The organism is Mesorhizobium sp. P3_A8, assembly GCF_056402995.1.
Genome location: NZ_JBFUGI010000001.1, coordinates 512,612 through 530,843 on the forward strand (window position 1 = coordinate 512,612; position 18,232 = coordinate 530,843).

Here is an 18,232-nt window from a genome sequence, read left to right on the forward strand (position 1 = left end):
ATGACGCCTGAACTGGTCATCTTCGACTGCGATGGCGTGCTGGTCGACAGCGAAGCGCTTTCCGTCTCGGCGCTGCTCGGCATGATCGAACTTGCCGGCGGCAGCGTCGACGAAGACGCCGCCTACGAGCATTTCCTCGGCAAGAGCATGAAAAGCGTGCGCGAGATTCTCCGCCGCAACTTCGGCCTGGAGATCAGCGATCAGCATCTGACCGCCATGCGTGTCGACCTGATGCGCAAATTCCGTGAGGAGTTGAAGCCGATCCCCGGCGTCAAGGAGATGTTGCCCAAGCTCGGCCTGCCGTTCTGCGTCGCCTCCTCCGGCACGCTGGAGCGCATCCGCTATGCGCTCGACGTCACCGGCCTGCTCGGGCTGATGGAGCCGCATCTGTTCAGCGCCGCCATGGTGGCCAAGGGAAAGCCGGCGCCGGATCTTTTCCTCCACGCCGCTGCCAGCATGAAGGCCCATCCGCGCGAATGCGTCGTCATCGAGGACAGTCCGGCCGGCGTCGCGGCGGCGCGCGCGGCAGGTATGCGCGTCCTTGCCTTCACCGGCGGCGCCCATGCCGGCAACCCCGCACTAAAAGCGCGGCTTGCGTCGAGTGAACCGGACTTTATATTCGCTGACATGCTGCAATTGCCCGATCTGATTGCAGGCCTGGGAGCGAGAGTTAGAGCATCTTGACGAAACAATTTGTTTGCGCGGTCGATGTCGGCACCGGGAGCGCTCGTGCGGGCATTCTCGACGCCAGTGGTAGCTTGCTCGGCCGTGCCGATCGGCCGATCGCCATGAACCAGCCAAAGCCTGATCACGCCGAGCATGATTCGCGCGATATCTGGTCGGCGGTCTGCGTTGCAGTACGTGCCGCCCGCGAAAAAGCCGGCGTTGCGGCGCAAGATATTGTCGGCATCTCGTTTGATGCCACCTGCTCGCTGGTCGTGCGCGACCGGCACGGCGAACAGCTCAGCGTTTCGACCACCGGCGACAAGCGCTGGGACACCATAGTCTGGCTCGACCACCGCGCCATTGCCGAAGCCGACGAATGCACGGCGAGCAGCCACGAAGTGCTCAACTATATCGGCGGCGTCATGTCGCCGGAGATGGCGACGCCGAAGCTGATGTGGCTGAAGCGCAATTTGCGAAAGAGCTGGAATGAAGCCGGCTACCTATTTGACCTCGCCGATTTCCTGACCTGGCAGGCGACCGGCTCGCTGGCTCGCTCGCAATGCACGCTGACAGCGAAGTGGACCTATCTGGCGCATGAGGAAAACGCATGGCAGCGCGATTTCTTCGAAATCGTTGGCCTCGACGATCTCTTTGAACACGGCAATTTGCCGGAGCGGGCCAGTCCGGTCGGCGCCGACATTGGTCCGCTGACGGCGCAAGCGGCGGCGGAGCTCGGCTTGACGGAAAACTGCCGGGTCGGCGCCGGCGTCATCGATGCCTATGCCGGCGCGCTTGGCGTGCTCGGCGGCTTTGCCGGTGACGATCAGGATATCGGCCGGCATCTGGCGCTGATCGCCGGAACATCGAGCTGCGTCATGGCGATGTCGCCCGACCCGCAACCTTTCGCCGGCGTATGGGGTCCCTATTACGGCGCAGCCCTTCCGAAGCTGTGGCTGTCGGAAGGCGGCCAGTCGGCCACCGGCGCCTTGCTCGACCACATCATCCGCTGGCACGGCGCCGGCGGCGAGCCGGACGCCGCCATGCATGCCAAGATCGCCGGGCGTGTCGCCGAACTGCGCGCCACCGAGGGCGAGAACCTCGCCGCACGCCTGCATGTGCTGCCTGACTTTCACGGCAACCGGTCGCCGCTCGCCGATCCGCACGCCGTCGGCGTCGTCAGCGGGCTGACGCTGGATTCCTCCTTCGACAGCCTGTGCAAACTTTACTGGCGCACCGCCGTCGGAATCGCGCTCGGCGTGCGCCATGTGCTGGAGGCGCTGAACGAGAACGGTTACCTGATCGACACGCTGCACGTCACCGGCGGCCACACCAAGAACCCGCTGCTGATGGAGCTCTATGCCGACGCCACCGGCTGCACGGTGGTCGAGCCACTGGCCGACGAGGCGGTGCTGCTCGGCACCGGTATGGTTGCCGCGACCGCCGCCGGGCTGTTCCCCGACCTCAACGCCGCCTGCCTTGCCATGCAGCAGGGCGGCAAGAGGCGCGCCGCCAACCCGGCTGCCGGCGCCCGCTTCGATCGCGACTACCGGATTTTCCTGGAGATGCACCGCCAGCGACAGGCACTCGACGCGATTCGGTAGTTTTTTGCGCTATTGCTTGCGCAGCGACGCGCCTGACGTCGCGTCGAACAAATGGATGCTTTCTTCCTCGAAGGTGTAGCGGACAGGGGCATTCAGCAGCGGGCATTCGCGTGCCGGAACCAGCGCGCTGACCTCCTTGCCGCCGGAGCCGAATGTCACCAGCGCATCATTGCCGTGGAATTCAATGAGATCGGCCGTGCCTTGCAAGATGCCGGCGACCCCGGCGCCGGCCGTCTTCAGGTCCGGCGGCCGGATCCCCAGCACGGCGCGATGGCCTGCCTCGAGATGAAAGCCTGAGCCGTCTATCGACAGCACCGTTCCCGCGCCGGTCAGTGTCCAGCCGTTGCCGGCCCGGCTGACCGTGACCTCGACGAAATTCATGTTCGGCGTGCCGATGAAGCCGGCCACGAACATGTTGCCGGGCCGGCGGTAGATTTCCGCCGGCGAGCCGATCTGCTCGATGACGCCTTCCTTGAGCAGCACGATGCGGTCGGCGAGCGTCATTGCTTCCAGCTGGTCATGGGTGACGTAGACGGTGGTGGTCTTCAGCGACTGGTGCAGGCGCGCGATCTCGACGCGCATATGGTTGCGCAATTTGGCGTCGAGATTGGACAACGGCTCATCGAACAGGAACACTTTGGGCGTCTTGATCATGGCCCGTGCGATCGCTACGCGCTGCTGCTGGCCGCCGGAGAGTTCGGCGGGCTTGCGGCCGAGATAGGGCTCCAGCCCGAGCGTCCCCGACACCGCTTCGACCCGCTTCCGGATCTCGGCCGCCGGCACCTTCTGGCGCCGCAACCCGAAGGCGATGTTGTCGAAGATCGTCATGTGCGGATAGAGCGCGTAGTTCTGGAACACCATGGCGATGCCGCGGTCGCCCGGATCGAGGTCGTTGACCACCTTGCCGCCAATCGAGACCTCGCCGCCGCTGATATCCTCCAGCCCCGCCAGCATGCGCAGCAAGGTCGACTTGCCGCAGCCGGACGGGCCGAGGAAGACGACGAATTCGTGCTCCTCGATGGTGAGGTTGAGATCGCGGATGACTGATGTGGCGCCATAGGCCTTGTCGACATGGGAGCAAACAATCGCGGACATGGTCAGCCCTTCTCGCCAGTGAGCAGGATCTGCAGCTTGACGTCTTCCGGCTTGCCTTGGGCAGCCCGCTCGAATGCCTTGATGCTGTCGGCGAAATCATAGGTGCCGGTGATCAGCGGTTTGAGGTCGACCTTGGCGGAGGCGATCAGCTGCAAGGCGCGGTCGAAGATGTTGGCGTAGCGGAACACCGTCTCGATGCGCACCTCCTTCGAGATCGCCGCCGGCACGTTGAGGACCACCGGCTCCACCGGCAGCCCGACCAGCACCACCGCGCCACCCGGCCGTACGACATCGAACAGGTTGGCGAAGGCCTTCGGGCTGCCGCTGGCCTCGAAGACGATGTCGGCACCCCAATTGTCGGTCGCGGCCGCGACGGCATCGACCAGCGACTGCTCGCCGATATTGACCGGCACGATGCCGGCATATTGCGCGGCGATCTTCAGCTTGGGCGCGGAAAAATCGGAAATCAGGACTTTCGAACAGCCGCCGGCAAGCGCGGCGAGCGCGATCATGATGCCGATCGGGCCGCAGCCAACGACGACAGCGACATCGCCTGGGACGATGCGGGCACGGCTTGCCGCCTGCATGCCGATGGCGAAGGGCTCGACCATTGCGCCCTCGGCGAAGGAGACATTGTCCGGCAGTTTGTAGGTGAAGGCGGCCGGATGCACGGCGTAGGGCGCGAGCACGCCATGCACCGGCGGCGTCGCCCAGAAACTGACGTCGGGGTCGACATTGTAAATGCCGAGCTTTGTCGCGCGCGACGACAGGTTCGGCACGCCCGGCTCCATGCAGACGCGGTCGCCGACCTTGAACGTCTCGACATTGGCGCCGGTCTCGACAACCGTTCCCGCGGCTTCGTGACCGAGCACCATGGGCGCGCGCACGACATAGCTGCCGATGGCGCCATGCGTGTAATAGTGCACGTCGCTGCCGCAGACGCCGACCGTGTGGATGGCGATCTTGACGTCGTCAGGCCCGACATCGAGCGGCAACGCGATCTCGCGCAGCGACAGTTCGCCTTTTTTCTCAAGCACCAAAGCCCGCATCGGGTAATCCTCGCATCAAGTCTTTTTTTGTCGAAAAACGGAATTCAGGAAGCCGCTGAGCACGCCGAGGAACAGCAGCGGCGGCAGTGACAGCAGCACGACCGACGCGTTGAGAATGCCCCACGGCACATTCATGCCTTGCTGGGAGAGTTCGGAGGCGACGATCGGCAAGGTCTTGGCGTTGGAACTCGACAGCATCAGCGCGATCAGGAACTCGTTCCAGACCAAAACGAAACTGAAGGCGACCGCCCCTGCCAGGGAGCGGGCGGCCACGGGCAACGCGATCCGCCAGAACACCGAATAGGCGCCGTAGCCGTCGACGAAGGCTGCTTCCTCGATTTCCTTCGGCACGCTTTGGAAGGCGGGGATGGCGAGCCACATGATCACCGAGATGGTGAGCAGCGAATAGGTGATGATCAGCGCCGGCAAAGTGTCGTAGAGGCCGACCTGCAGCCAGATCACCATCAGCGGGATGGCGACCGCCACCGGCGGCAGGAAGCGCAGCGACAGCACGAAGAACTGAATGTCGCCGGCCCAGCGGTTGGGATAGCGCGCCACGGCGTAGGCTGCCGGCAGGCCGAGCACGACACCGATCAGCACGGCCGAGCCGCAAGCGACGACCGAGTTGTAGAGCCCGGTGAGCACGCTGTCGCGGCCGATGATGTAGCTGATGTTGGCCAGTGTCGGCGTGAACACCAGGCGCGGCACGCGCGTGATGATGTCGACATTGTTCTTCAGCGCATTGAGCGCGGTCCACAGCAGCGGAAACACGGCCATGAAGCCGGCAAATGCCAGCACGATCCTGCCGATCAGACGTCCCGGCCTCATGCCTGCACCCGCTTCCACAGCATGGTGAAGGTGATGACGGTGGCAATCATCATCAGCACTGCCATCGCCGAGGCGTAGGAGACCTTGCCGGATTCGATGAAGCCTTGCGAGAAGGCGTACATGTCGAGCGTTTCGGTGGCCACGCCGGGGCCGCCACGGGTCATCACATAGATCAGGTCGAAGGAGCGCAACGACTCGATCATTTTGACGAACATCAGGCTGATCAGCGGCGCTTTCAGCATCGGCAAGGTCACATAAGCGTGGATCTGCCAGCGTTTGGCGTGGTCGAGCCGTGCCGCCTCGATCGGCTGCGGCGGCAGGGTTTCGAGCAGCTTCAGCACGATGACGGCGAAGAACAGGCCCCACTGCCAGACATCGACCGACGCGACGGCGAACAAGGCCGTCGCCGGCTTCGACAGCGGATCGAAGATCAACCCGCCGGTGATCAGCCTGTAGGGATAGGTGGCGATGCCGTAGAGCGGATGGTAGGCAAACTTCCAGACGAAGGCCGCCGAAACGCGCGGCAAAAGCACCGGGATGATGAACAGCAGGCAGTAGACGTTGCGCAGGCGCGGGCTGGCGACCTCGAACATCAGCACGCCGAGCCCGATGGCTACGACCATCGTCGCGATGACCGTGACGAACTCCCACTTCACCGACACCCAGACGGCATTGAGAAAACGGCGGTCGAAGAACAGGTCATAAAAGTTCGAGAACCAGACATAGGAATAGGTTGTCGAGGAGAGCTCGCGGTTCTGCAAGGCGATGACGATCGCGTAGAGCGTCGGCACCATCGACAGGACCAGCAGGATGGCGAGCGTCGGCACGACGAAAGTGACCGGCAAGGAAGAGCGTCGAGGCATCTGTCTATCCCTGGCTGCGTCTCGGCAGCGACGAAAAAAGGGAGACCTGCGGCGCACAGATCCCGACATTCGCTTGAATGCCGCGGATCGCGCGCCGCAGGGGGAGGATGGCTTATTTTTTCACCAGCTCGTTGGCATAGGCCTCGAGTTCGTTGAGGCCGCCCTTGACGTCGGTGCGGGTGCCGGTGACCAGTTCCTCAAGGATGATGCCCCAGCGATCGCCGAGATCGGGCCAGCGCGGATCCTGCCAGAAGTTGACCGCCGTGACCTTACCGGTCTCGGCCAGCGCCTGGCCGAGATCGGCACCATAGATGTCGGCGAATTCCTTGCTGGACAGGATGCTGGTGCGGTTCAGTTCCCCGAACTGATGGGCGTCGAGCCGGCGCTTCTCGTTTTCCTTCGATGTCGCCCAGGCGATGAACAGGCCGGCGCATTTCTTCGAGGCGTCGTCGGCATTGGCCTTTGCCGCGATAGCCAGGCCATGGCCATAGCCGCCGCCGGTGAGCGGTGACGGTGGGGGCAGGAAGCCGATCTTGCCGACCACCTGCGAGGTTTTCGGATCGACCGCCATGCCCGACAGCGGCGTCGATTCGACGAGGATCGCCACCTGGCCCGACAGGAAGGCGCCGGTCGATTCATCCCAGCTGCCGGTCTGCGTGCCGGGGGCCGAGTCCTTGAACAGCTTCAGATAGGTCTCGGTCGCCTTGACGGCCGCTTCCGAATTGAAAGCCGGCTTGTCGCCGTCGAACCATTTACCGCCATAGGCCTTGAAGAAGGGCATCCAGCGCCAGACATTGGCGCCCGAACCGCGTGCGCCACGCAGCGCGATGCCGTACATGCCCTTGTCCGGATTGGTCAGCTTCGGCACGTCGGCGATCAGCTCGTCCAACGTCTTGGGCGGCTGGATGCCGGCGGCCTCGAGCACATCCTTGCGGTAGACCATCAGGTCGCCGCCGCCGGTCAGCGGCGCGAACCAGACCTTGCCGTCATAGGTGGCGACCTTCTGGCGGCCGGGATCGAAGTCGGCATAATCATAGTCAGCCGGATAATAATCGGTCAGCGGCACGATCCATTTCGACGACGCAAACAAAGCGACATTGGCTTCGTCGACATAATAGACGTTGTAATTGCCGACGGTGGACGCATCGGCGCGCGACTTTGCCCGGCGGTCGTTCTCGTTGAGATAGTCGATCTGGAAGCTGGCGCCGGCAAGCTTCTGGAACTCGGCCTTGGAGTCCTCCAGAAGCGTCAGGCCGTCACGTGGCTGCGCCAGCACCTTGACCGGCGCAGAGCAGACCGGCGCCTGCGCCAAGGCGATGGTGGAAACGGTAGCGGAAAGCACGAAAGCTGCGCCGAGGCTGGCAGCGAGCCTAACTGGTTTCATGATCTTTTCTCCTCCAGGAATATTCGCAGGAAGCGCAAGTCCTCGGGTCATGCGATCCTCACCATCGCCCGAACGACATGCCACCCATCGCCAAAATGAGGAGTTCAATCAGGGCAAGCTAGAAGCCCCGTTGCAGCAAACCTGTACTTTTATGCATTGTGCAGCGCAAAATGCGGCGCCTCGCGGCGAAGTCCTTCACACGAGTATCGATCCCGCCTAAGCCGTTGATTTTAGGGCGCGCTTATGCGCGTAGCGTCAGCCGCTGGCGCGACAGTTTGCGATAGGAGGACGGCGTCATCTTGTGCTTGCGCAAAAAGGCGCGGTTGAAGTTCGAGATGTTCATGTAGCCGACCTGGAAACAGATGTCGGTGATCGCAACATCGGTGTCGGCAAGCAGCTTGCAGGCCTGCCAGAGCCGGAGCTTGGCGAGGTGGTCGCTGAAGGCGTTGCCGGTGTTCTTCTGGAAGAAGCGCGAGAATGTGCTCTCGGTCATTCCGGCCAATTCGGCCACATCGGGCAGCTTCAGATCCTCGGCGAAATGCTGGAACAGATAGGTCAGCGTGCGCTGGATGATGTCGAGCGAAGCGGCGTCGAGAACCGGCGAGAAATCCGGCGAGGACAAGAGCTCATATTCGTCGGTCCTCGCCAGGAGGTCGACCAGTTCGAGGAACAGGCAGAGGCGGGCGAGCCCATGCACCGTTCCCATGCGCTCCATCAGTTCGGCGCCTTCCAGAGCGGTGCGGCCGTGAAAGACGATGCCGCGCAGTGACCGTTCGAGGAACGGCTCGAGTTCGCGCAGTTCCGGCAACAGGCCTGCCGAGCCGCGCAGCCGCTGCGCATCGAATTGCAGGACGATGTCGCGGCCTTCGATCAGCTCGCCCGGCTGCACCGCCGTCACCCAGTCATGCGGCAGGCCGCCACCGACAATAGAGAGATAGCCCGGGCCGAACTCACCGATGTGATCGCCGACCAGGACCACGCCGGACGATTTTTTTAGCAAATGGATTTCGAATTCCGGATGGAAGTTCCAGACATTGCGTTCCCAGGGATAGTCGTCGAGCCGCCACAGAAAACTGTCGCTCGCCTCGGTGACGATATGTTCGAAGGCCGGCGCCGTGCGCAGCGTGGCAACCGGGTTCCTCCTGCGCTTGAACTGCATGCTGCCTCCTGGAAAATCCGGGATCCGTGACGATACCCTCGCTCCTCCACTCAATCCGTAGCAGCCCATGGCGCGCATGTGAAATGGACGTTGGTTCCCGGCAATGGCGAGCCATTCGGCGCTGGATGCGGCAGTCGCCGGCTCTGCTGGCGTCAGGCTGGCTCAATCGGTGCCCGCTCCTCCTCCCTTGCCTTCATGTCGCGTTTCGTCCAAAAGCTGACGCAAACGCTGCGGAACCGAAGGTTTTGCCGTTTGACATGCGGCTTCCGGCGCTTTGCCGACGTGCCGTATCTGGAAAGAGCGGAACAATGTCTGCGATCGAAGCCGGCGCTCGCGCGCCGGAAAACCTTTGGCGTCAGGAAATCAGGGCGACGCTGGCGCTGGCCTGGCCGATGGTGCTGACCAATCTCGGCCAGACCGCGATGACGGCCACAGACGTCATGATGATGGGACGTCTCGGAGCGGATACGCTGGCCAGCGGCGCGCTGGGTGCCAACCTCTATTTCATGCCGCTGATCTTCGGGCTTGGCCTGATGCTGGCAACCTCGCCGATGATCGCGACCGAGCTCGGCCGTCGTCGCTATTCGGTGCGCGACCTGCGCCGCACCGTGCGCCAGGGCTTGTGGCTGGCGATCCTGATCTCGATCCCGATCTGGCTCGTGCTTTGGCATGGCGAGGCCATTCTGCTGGCGATGGGCCAGGAGCCGGCACTGGCGCATCAGGCCGGCATCTATCTGCGCTGGCTCGAATGGGCGGTGCTGCCTTTCTACGGCTATATCGTGCTGCGCTCGTTCATTTCGGCTCTGGAACGGCCAGGCTGGGCGCTGGTCATCGTCTTCGTCGCCGTCGCTTGCAACGTCTTCTTCAACTGGGTGTTCATGTTCGGCAATCTCGGCTTTCCGGCCATGGGCATCTCCGGCTCCGGCCTTGCCACGTCGCTGTCCAGCACACTGATGTTCGTCGGCATGGCAGCGGTGGTGATGCTGGAGAAGAGGTTCCGGCGCTACCATCTCTTCGGCCGCTTCTGGCGCTCCGACTGGCCGCGCTTCAAGGGGCTGCTGCGGCTTGGCCTGCCGATCGCCGGCATCCTGGCTTTCGAGGTGACGATCTTCAATGCGGCCGCGCTGCTGATGGGCCTGATCGACGCTGATTCGCTGGCCGCACATGCGATCGCCATCCAGATCGCTTCGATCTCCTTCATGGTGCCGCTCGGCCTCAACCAGGCGGTGACGGTGCGCGTCGGGCTTGCGCATGGCGCCGGCAATCCGGAGGGCGTGTCGCGTGCCGGCTGGACCGCTTTCGTCATCGGCGTGTCGTTCATGGCGCTGATGGGGCTGGTGATGATCCTGTGGCCGCATCCGCTGATCAGTGCCTTCATCGATCTGAGCAACCCGGCCAATGCCAGGGTGATCGCGCTTGCCGTGTCGTTCCTGGCCTTTGCAGCGCTTTTCCAGGTCTTCGACGGCGCACAGGCGGTCGCCGCCGGCATGCTGCGTGGCCTGCACGACACCAAGGTGCCGATGATCTACGCCGCGATCGGCTATTGGGGCGTCGGCCTGCCGCTCGGCGTGCTGCTCGCCTTCCATTTCGGCTTCCATGGCGTCGGCATCTGGATGGGCCTGTCGACGGGGCTGGCGGTGGTAGCGGCGCTGCTGCTGGGGCGCTGGCTGCGGCGCGACCGCATCGCGCCGCCGTTGGCGTTCGGGCATTGAACGAAACGGCTGCCGCGTAGCCGTCATCTCCTGACAATGCGGCTCATCATACGGCGCCTTCTGATCGGCCTGCGAAAGCCATCCGGCAAGCGCCCGACGCGGCCATCCTAACCTCGCCTTTTGGGCCGTCTCCGCTTCCTTTGCTGTGGCTGAGCAACTCGACCCGAACAATCCGCGTCGCTCGGTCTTGCGCTGTTTACCAGCCGCAAAGTTTCCGAACAGCATAGGCGCGGCTCAGGAAACGGGATTCCCTTCGTCACCATAGTGGTGCATAGTGCAGCATATCGGGTTGATCAGCATATCTTCCAAAGTGAGGTTTCCGTCAGCTTAGATGCGAAGACCACGGCCATTGGGATCTCGCACGGTGCCCGAGGCTCTCGTGGAGTAAGCCCTCGTTCGCCTCTTGGATGCGATGAAACGAAACAACTCCCGCTGGTCCTGCGGACCGGACATGATGCAGATCGCTGAGCACACCGCCCATCTTTCTGGATGGCGGCCCCATCTGAGGGAACAGCGAGCCATGCAGTTCGCGACGGGAGCACACCGTGAATAACCAAGGCCGTACGCTCCTTGATCAGATATACAGCAGCTTTTCGGATCGGTCGGACGACCTCCTTGATGCGGTGTCAGAACCCAATGCGCTTCGCGAACACGACAGTTCCGTTGAGCGCTGGACTGACCTCGGCGATTGGCTGAGCCTCGCTGAAAGACTCGGTGCCGAAAAGGTGCTCTTTGTTCGCGGCGATCCTGTTGCGGTGTTCACTGATGCCCGCAGGGCGCCGGATGAAGCAGCACTGGGTGAGCTTTATCGACGTGCTTGGTGCATGTCAGAGCCGCGTTGCCTGTTCGTGGCACTTCCCAACGAGCTTCGCATCTACGATCTCAATTTGCCGCCTAGGCGCGGAAGCCCCCCAAAAGATCCGTGGCGGGTGCTGTCCTCAGCTGCTGACGTGCTTAGCCTTACGCGAGAAATCGACGAATATGGTCCCGATCTGCAGGGGCTCATGGAAGTGGGCGGTTCCGCACCTGCGCGTGCTGACCGCCGGCTGATCGAGGACCTGAGGCATGTGCGCGCGCAGCTAGAGTCGACAGGCCTGTCTATGGCTGAGGCCCATGCGCTTATCGGTCGATCCATCCTCGTGCGGTACTTGGAGGATCGCGGAGTACTGACGCGGGCTTATTTCGAGCGGGTGGCTGGCAAACACGTAGCCTGGCAGCGTGTGCTTAACGATGAGGGCGCCATACCTGTGCTTGGACCACCGGGAAAGCAGCGTCTATATGACAGGGTGCTTCGTGACGCAGGCTTCACGCACGCGTTGTTCGAGAGCTTGGCTCACGATTTCAACGGTGACCTATTTGCGCTTGGAGAGGCGCGGGAGAAACGGTTTGACGATGCCGCGTTGCAGCTGTTACGGGCATTTCTTCTTGGAGAAATACAAGCCGGGCAGCAGCCTCTCTTTTTCTGGGCCTATGATTTTGAAGTAGTTCCTCTCGCACTTATCAGCAGCATCTACGAGCAATTCTATCACGACTCCCTCAGTCAAAAGCCGGGCGACGAGGCCGCTCCGGGGGAAGGTGAGAGTAGCCGAGACGTTCAGTCCGAGTCGAAGATATCCTTCGTCGAGCATATTGAGGAGGTGCTTGAAGAGGATGCGCCCGAGGAAGATGAGCTTAAGCACGGCGCCGGTACCCACTATACGCCCGCAAACCTTGTTCACGATGCGTTGCGCCGCACCCTGACGCCGGCGTGTCTGGCACTCAAACCGACGATCCTTGATCCGGCCTGCGGATCAGGCATATTTCTCGTGGAGGCCTTTCGGCGGATTGTTCGCTACGAAGCACAGGGGCGAAAACGCAATCTTTCGCCCGACGAGTTACGCCATATTCTGCAGAATCGCATCTTCGGGGTGGAGATCAATGCGGAGGCCGCACGCGTAGCCGCCTTCAGCCTGTATCTGGCGTTGCTGGACCAACAGGAGCCACCCGACATCGCCTCGGGCGGTCCCCTGCCCCATCTCCTGCACAGCGGCGTGCGCGACGAGAGCCACTATGGCATTCTTCTGGTCTCGGACGCCTTTGCCCTTACTGTTGGCGAGCAACAGCTCCTTACCGAGCGTGTAAAGGCCAACAAGGCCTATAAAGGTCGTGCGGACGACAGCCGCCTGCTCGCCAGCGGCGGAACACTCGATCTCTCTCTCGGCAGCTTCGACGTGGTGGTTGGGAACCCACCTTGGCAAGAGGCGCCATCCGAGAAATCGATTCCCCGCCTTTGGGCAGCCGCATTCAAGTTCCCCGCAGGCGAAGGGTCGTATTCCCAGCTATTCATTCATCGCTCCCTCACGATGCTACGGCAAGGCGGGACCCTTGGCCTGCTCATCGGCATGAAGATATTTTGGAACGACCGGGATACGAGCAGGGGGTTTCGCCAAAATCTCCTTGAGCGCGCGGCGCTCAGGCAGGTGGTGAACATGGCACATGTGCGGCGCGTATTTTTCGCGAAGGCCGTCGCGCCCTTCGCCTTTCTTCTGGCCGAGAACCGTTCCCCCTCCCCCGATGAGAGGGTAGTGCTCTGGAACGCGAGGCGGGCGGGGCCTGTCGCGCGATTGCGGTCCATGGCTGCCGTCCCGCTCGACCGGCGGGTCGTGGCGCAACGCGACCTGGCAGACGGGGATCATCTCTGGAAAGTCTTCTGGTGGGGCGGGCATCATGATGCGGCGCTGGTGTCCAGACTTATGCTCGAGCGGTCACTTGGGGAGGTCGTCAAGGGTACGGAGCCGAAGCCAAGCTACGGTTGGCAGCGTGGCAGCACCGCGCCGACGGGGAAGCTCGCGGTCTTGCTTGAGCTTAATAACAGAAAGGTTGAGCGTTTTGGCCCTTTAGATGACAGCTGGTTTCTCCCGCCGCCGACTGGGATCAAACGGGATCCCGATCAGCGAATCTATGACGGGCAGCGTCTAGTAATCACCCACGGAGTCAGAGAACCGATCGGCCCTGTAGCCAGGCTCGAAAGCCAGGAATTCTCATTCCGCCACAGCTTTTATTGCATTCCACTGCCGCATCTCTCCGAAACTGAGGCGAAGCTGGCGCTGGGTGTGTTGTGGTCCTCGCTCGGACGGTATCTTCTGTTCATGACTGCAGGAAGCTGGGGCGGATGGCACGACAAGGTGACGGCACGCGACCTGCTGCGCGTTCCTGTTCGGCTCAGGCCCTCCTGGGGCATGTCCAGATCGGAACATAACGATGCGGCAAAACGCGTCGTGCGGGCGGTAGATCAGTTGCGCGAACTTCCACCGCAATCCCGTTCGACATCTGGCCTATTCGTCATTCTTCCGCAAAAAGTACCTGAAGAGCCGTGGCTCTGCCAGCTTGATAACGCCATTTTTGACCTGTTTGAGCTTTCCCAGGCAGAGCGGGACTTAGTTGAAGACTTCTGGGCCGAGAGTCACGACCTGTATTGGAAAGGGGCAGAAGCGAAATCGACAAACCGTCTGTCATTCCCCAAGGTCGCACATGGAACCGGCGCCGATCTTCCGAAGGCCCCTTTACGCGGCGGACTGCAGCCTTATCTCCGAGCGTTTTTGGATGCGTGGAACGCCCAATTGCCAAAGGGTTCCGAACTGCATTGGCAGGCGATTGCCTCGCCAAGTCGCGACGCAATCGCGGTCGTATTTTCCCTGGCCGCTCCCCGGCACGAAAAGGAGCAGGACGCCGACTTTTGGCGATCTGTCGTCACTCGTTGCGCAGACGCTCTCGACCAACCGCTTTCGCCGGCTTTCTACACGAAGCGTGCCATTAGGACGGTGTCGGCAGACAGTTTCATTATCGTCAGACAAAATGCACGACGACTATGGACCGCCAGCACTGCGCGTGAGGACGCAGAAGCGTTATTCTTTCAGCTGGCTTCGCGTACCAATGGGTGACCGCGAATGACCGGGTTGGCCGCTATTGCGATCAATTTATGGCCGTCGTTCGTCGAGAAAGTCGAGGACGTCGTTCGTGCGGGGCTTGAGAGTCTCGCCGCGGCGGCGGACGACAGCGGCTTCGGTAACTCATGCGAAAACGATCTCAACCGCGATCTATTTTTCCGAATGCATCGCATTGCCGCTGAACGGCAGAAGGCGCTCTTCAATATCCTTCCGCGCCCGACGCTGAGCCGCGAACATACATGGACACTCGCGCCAGCGGCTGAGGCCAATAATCAGCCGAGCCCAGACGACCCGGAAAGAACGCCGCGTGAAAATAAACGCCCAGACTTTCAGTGGAGCTTTCAGGACGATCAGGCAGAGGATCTTGCTCGTGCGACACGCGCATATGTCGTCGAGTGCAAACGCCTAGGTCAAGCGATCGGAACATGGGCATTGAACGCGAACTATGTCGCCCACGGCGTCAACCGATTTGTCGATCAATCTCACCTCTATGGGAAGGACGACATCGGAGGCGCCATGATCGGTTATGTTCAGTCGATGGATGTCGAGCCGATCTGGAGTGAAGTCACGCAGGAACTCGCTCAGGCAGGCCTCACGGCGCTCCCTAAACCGGGTCTATTTTCCGAATCCTCGGTATTGCATTTTGCCTCGCATGATCTGACCCGGCTAGACGCGATGTCACCCTTTGAACTCCATCATTTTTGGGTCGATCTCCGGTCATCATCTTGAGGTGCACCTGCTGCCGGATTTGTCACCGCGCGAGGCGCAAAGCCGCTGTTGGGTGAGCTTCAGAAAGTTCGCCTACAGGGTCAGGGCCTGCCATTCGCCAATTCCGGCTCTGACCCCAAAGGGCCCATTCGAGCGCTGCCGCAGAGACAGCTTCATCGTTTGTAATTGCCGTCGACGCCCGTCAAGAAATCATACTCGCGGCCCAGCGCACCGGCGCCCGCTTCTCGATCGAACGCGCGTATCGCATCAGCGGGAAGCACATGACGAAGAAGGTCAGCGCCGCCAGTCTGTAGACCTTGAACGGTTCGAAGGTCGCGTTGTTGACGGCGTTGGAGGTCCGCAGCAGTTCCTCGAAGCCGATGATTGAGGTCAGCGCCATCGATTTGATCAGCTGCACCAGCAAGCCGACGGTCGGCGCGCGTGATCGAAAGCGGCATCTGCCCGGCGACAGTCAGGTTAATCTGATGTCCCCCTACTGTTTCAGCACGGCGAGGAAATCGGGCACGTCCTTGAGCGCCGCCGCATGGGCTGCCGGGTTCAGTCCGGCATGCGCAACGCCGTTGCCATTGGCCGTGTAGGCCAACCCATGCAGTTCGTGCAGTTTCTGCGCCTCATTGTCGAAATCATGATAGGCGCCGGGATAGAGGATGAGCTTCACGCTGTCGGCGTTGGCGTCCGCCAGCTTCTTGCACGGCGCGGCCGGAGTCCAGTCGTCCGCCTCGCCCATTACAATGAGAAGCGGCACACGGGTCGCCCAATCGCCTTTTTCGACCGAAGCCGTGCAGCCGGGGTAAAAAGCGACCGCAGCGCGGAAGTCAAGCGAGCCAGCCTTTGGCCGGTCCTTCGGCCGGACCGTGTAAAGGACGGTCGAGCCGCCATTCGACCAGCCGAGCAAGGCGATGGCGGCTGACTTCACATAGGACAGCGTCTGCAGATAGCGGCGGGCGGCGTTGGCATCCTCCACCCGCTCGCGATACGGCTCCACCTCGCGGTCGCCGTTCTTGCATTGCGGGCCCAGTCCCCGGGAACCATAGCTGTCCGGAAAGATCACGACATAGCCGAGAGCGGCCAGGCGCTGGCCCCAATCGGCATGGCGCGGACTGAGCTCCGCGTCGTTCTTGCTGCTCCACAGGCCGCTGCAGCCATGCATGGCGACGATTGCCGGAAACGGCCCTTGCCCTTGCGGCTTGAACAGCATTGCGTCCAGTGTCGCCGGCTCGTTCTTGCCGTCGGCCGGAATGCTGACGCGATCGGGTTCCTGGCTGGCGGCCGTAGCCGGCTGTGCCATCCAAAAGGCAAACAGGCCCGCGAGAGCGACAAGATGTTTCGCCTGCATCGCTGAAGCGCCCTCCCCGCCGAAAGCCGTTATGCTCACAGTGAGGCGGACTTCGACTGACCGCAAATCACGGTTGCGTGGCAAAGGAAGGACGAGACCAACCAGGCCAACATCGACGTCCGCAGTTGCGAGGTGGTCATCAGCCCTTGCAGACGCGAGGAACTAATTCAGTGCGAGAGTCGACTGAAAGTCCTTGGTGTTGTTGCGATTGGGATATGGCTGGTCCGGCACCGACACACCGAGATGCAGGCAAAGCGACTCCCATCCATCTCCCAGATTGTGAACCAGCAGCCGAGCCGGCGGCACTGTCGCAATGACCGCGCCTATATTGGCTTCGTAGACGGCTATGGCATGGGCGCGATCGTGCGGCCGGCCGCCGAAGACCTGCCTGGAGATCAAGGCAAGACCCAGCGATTCCTGATCCGTGCTCTGGCTGATGCCTGCCACGATCGTTTTCTCGAAGCTTTCCCACCAGCTTTCCGGCGAACGGTATGTCAGGATGACCCGGGCGTCCGGATAGAACTCAATCAGATCACGCCAATAGTGCGCCGAGGGCCAATCGATGCAGGAGGCGTAGCCGGCAAACAGTTGATTCCAGTCTGGTGCCGCGCCCTTCGCCAGAGCCCGCCAAAGCCGCTTCTGGTCTTCATTGGCCATGACTTCGAACATATGGTGACAGGGGCCGAAACCAAGGATCGTCAGCGCCTCGCGCATCGAGTCCGTTCCTGTCCGGCCAAAGCCCGTTCCGATTACCCTTATCACCATTGTCCCCCTCCCGGGGTTCAGGCCCGCAGCCAGATCAGCCCCTTGCGAACACCATCCGCAGGCGGTTTCCCTCGGGATCGGCGAGGTCCAGCGCACCTTCCGTTTCCAGCCAGGGCACCTGCGCATCGCGGAGACGACGCGTGACGGCGGCGAGGTCTCCCCGGCTCGGAAGCACAACGGTAAAATGCTCCAGACCTGCCGCGCCAAGGGGTGGCTCCTTCAGCTCGCCGCGCGCCCAGATGTTGAACGCCACCATGTGTGGGCGTTCCTCGGTACCACAGTCGAACAGGCCAAACGTTGCGGACTGGATATGTGGCCTGAAGCCAAGCACGCCGAGGTAGAACGCCATCAGCGTTTCGGGCGACCGCGCGCGCATATGAACGTGACCGATGAAGCTGTCCACCGCCAGCGGAACCTTGGCACGGTCCGCCGTGCCGAGCTCCTGCAGCAATCGATCGACATCCAGGGGCTCGAGACCGGAATGCCTTGTACCGTCCTTGGCGACAAGCGAAACACCGCCGCCAGCCGTCTCTTCCCTGGAGGCGAGGCGCCCGGGCGTGTCGAAGCAGATCTCGATCCCGTTGCCCGAAGGGTCGGAAACGTAGAGCGATTCCGAGATCAGATGATCCTGGGCGCCGTGCCTCAGGCCGGAGGCACGCAGCCGGGCGGCGACCCGGGCCAGTTCCTTGCGTCTCGTGACATGAATGGCGACATGAAACAGATCGCGGGACTTTGGCGGCAGGACGGTTGTTGCTCCGGCGTGCAACACAATAAGGGTCTTGCCGTCGACGCCGAGTTCGACGATCCCGCCATCCCTGGTCAGCGTCGAGAGCCCGATGACGTCACGCCAGACCGGCAAAGCGGCTGGAATGTCGACGACGCGCAAATGAACCGGGCCGAGACGGGTGGTGGTGGCCAGAGTTTCTTGGCTCTTCATCGGCCGTTGTCTCCCTGCAGCGGGATAACATTAGCCGTGAATGATATACCTGTCTTGCGCATAGTTGGGGACGACCGCCACCGGGCGCGTATTCACCTGGGGCAGGCGGGTCGTTGTCGGCCCTGCTGTCACTTCCGATATCCGGCGTTAGTCGCCGTCGATGTTGCAGAACACAACATGCC

General features: G+C 62.1%; 14 protein-coding genes and 1 pseudogene. 5 read left to right on the forward strand and 10 right to left on the reverse strand.

All coding sequences use genetic code 11. The annotated features are described in order from the left end of the window. Together AC1DX4_RS02380 and AC1DX4_RS02385 are read left to right on the forward strand one after the other, a co-directional pair. Nucleotides 1–684, forward strand: coding sequence for an HAD family hydrolase (locus AC1DX4_RS02380; RefSeq protein ID WP_477218783.1), 684 nt, complete (start codon nt 1–3; stop codon nt 682–684). Beyond that, entirely contained in the window at nt 681–2,267 is a 1,587-nt protein-coding gene (locus AC1DX4_RS02385; RefSeq protein ID WP_477218784.1) for an FGGY-family carbohydrate kinase, read from the forward strand. Before AC1DX4_RS02380 ends, AC1DX4_RS02385 begins: the two co-directional genes overlap by 4 nt. 9 nt (nt 2,268–2,276) lie before the next feature. Here the strand turns inward: AC1DX4_RS02385 and AC1DX4_RS02390 are convergent, their stop codons facing one another. The 6 genes from AC1DX4_RS02390 to AC1DX4_RS02415 all read right to left on the reverse strand — a co-directional run bounded on the left by AC1DX4_RS02390 (nt 2,277) and on the right by AC1DX4_RS02415 (nt 8,645). Beyond that, nucleotides 2,277–3,362 (reverse strand): ABC transporter ATP-binding protein, encoded by a 1,086-nt coding sequence (locus AC1DX4_RS02390; RefSeq protein ID WP_477218785.1) that lies wholly within the window; start codon nt 3,360–3,362, stop codon nt 2,277–2,279. A 2-nt stretch (nt 3,363–3,364) separates the two neighbouring features. Further along, nucleotides 3,365–4,411, reverse strand: coding sequence for an NAD(P)-dependent alcohol dehydrogenase (locus tag AC1DX4_RS02395; RefSeq protein WP_477218786.1), 1,047 nt, complete (start codon nt 4,409–4,411; stop codon nt 3,365–3,367). 15 nt (nt 4,412–4,426) lie between these two features. After that, on the reverse strand, nt 4,427–5,239 hold the full coding sequence (locus AC1DX4_RS02400) for a carbohydrate ABC transporter permease (RefSeq protein ID WP_172221141.1): 813 nt from the start codon (nt 5,237–5,239) through the stop codon (nt 4,427–4,429). Then, nucleotides 5,236–6,102, reverse strand: a complete 867-nt coding sequence (locus AC1DX4_RS02405) for a carbohydrate ABC transporter permease (RefSeq protein ID WP_477218787.1) — start codon at nt 6,100–6,102, stop codon at nt 5,236–5,238. The genes AC1DX4_RS02400 and AC1DX4_RS02405 overlap by 4 nt, the downstream gene beginning before the upstream one ends. Before the next feature lie 112 nt (nt 6,103–6,214). Beyond that, complete coding sequence (locus AC1DX4_RS02410) at nt 6,215–7,486, reverse strand: ABC transporter substrate-binding protein (protein WP_477218788.1); 1,272 nt, start codon at nt 7,484–7,486, stop codon at nt 6,215–6,217. A gap of 241 nt (nt 7,487–7,727) precedes the next feature. Continuing rightward, nucleotides 7,728–8,645: an AraC family transcriptional regulator gene (locus tag AC1DX4_RS02415; protein WP_477218789.1), complete on the reverse strand. Its 918-nt coding sequence runs from the start codon at nt 8,643–8,645 to the stop codon at nt 7,728–7,730. Nucleotides 8,646–8,953: 308 nt separating this feature from the next. Between AC1DX4_RS02415 and AC1DX4_RS02420 the strand changes: the two genes are divergently transcribed. The 3 genes from AC1DX4_RS02420 to AC1DX4_RS02430 all read left to right on the forward strand — a co-directional run bounded on the left by AC1DX4_RS02420 (nt 8,954) and on the right by AC1DX4_RS02430 (nt 15,012). Beyond that, on the forward strand, nt 8,954–10,357 hold the full coding sequence (locus tag AC1DX4_RS02420) for an MATE family efflux transporter (RefSeq protein ID WP_477218790.1): 1,404 nt from the start codon (nt 8,954–8,956) through the stop codon (nt 10,355–10,357). A gap of 545 nt (nt 10,358–10,902) precedes the next feature. After that, nucleotides 10,903–14,277, forward strand: coding sequence for an HsdM family class I SAM-dependent methyltransferase (locus tag AC1DX4_RS02425; RefSeq protein ID WP_477218791.1), 3,375 nt, complete (start codon nt 10,903–10,905; stop codon nt 14,275–14,277). Nucleotides 14,278–14,283: 6 nt separating this feature from the next. Further along, a complete protein-coding gene (locus AC1DX4_RS02430; RefSeq protein WP_477218792.1) occupies nt 14,284–15,012 on the forward strand; it encodes a hypothetical protein in 729 nt (242 codons plus the stop codon). Nucleotides 15,013–15,193: 181 nt separating this feature from the next. Here the strand turns inward: AC1DX4_RS02430 and AC1DX4_RS02435 are convergent. The 4 genes and pseudogenes from AC1DX4_RS02435 to AC1DX4_RS02450 form a co-directional block, all read right to left on the reverse strand. Next, nucleotides 15,194–15,436: pseudogene (locus AC1DX4_RS02435) on the reverse strand (amino acid ABC transporter permease); the annotation flags it as partial. A gap of 48 nt (nt 15,437–15,484) precedes the next feature. Continuing rightward, the gene (locus AC1DX4_RS02440) at nt 15,485–16,348 is read right to left on the reverse strand and encodes a dienelactone hydrolase family protein (protein ID WP_477218793.1); all 864 of its coding nucleotides are present in this window, start codon (nt 16,346–16,348) and stop codon (nt 15,485–15,487) included. A gap of 162 nt (nt 16,349–16,510) precedes the next feature. After that, nucleotides 16,511–17,113 (reverse strand): sulfotransferase family protein, encoded by a 603-nt coding sequence (locus tag AC1DX4_RS02445; RefSeq protein ID WP_477218794.1) that lies wholly within the window; start codon nt 17,111–17,113, stop codon nt 16,511–16,513. Between the two features lie 34 nt (nt 17,114–17,147). Continuing rightward, nucleotides 17,148–18,050, reverse strand: coding sequence for a VOC family protein (locus AC1DX4_RS02450; RefSeq protein WP_477218795.1), 903 nt, complete (start codon nt 18,048–18,050; stop codon nt 17,148–17,150). Nucleotides 18,051–18,232 lie beyond the last annotated feature (182 nt).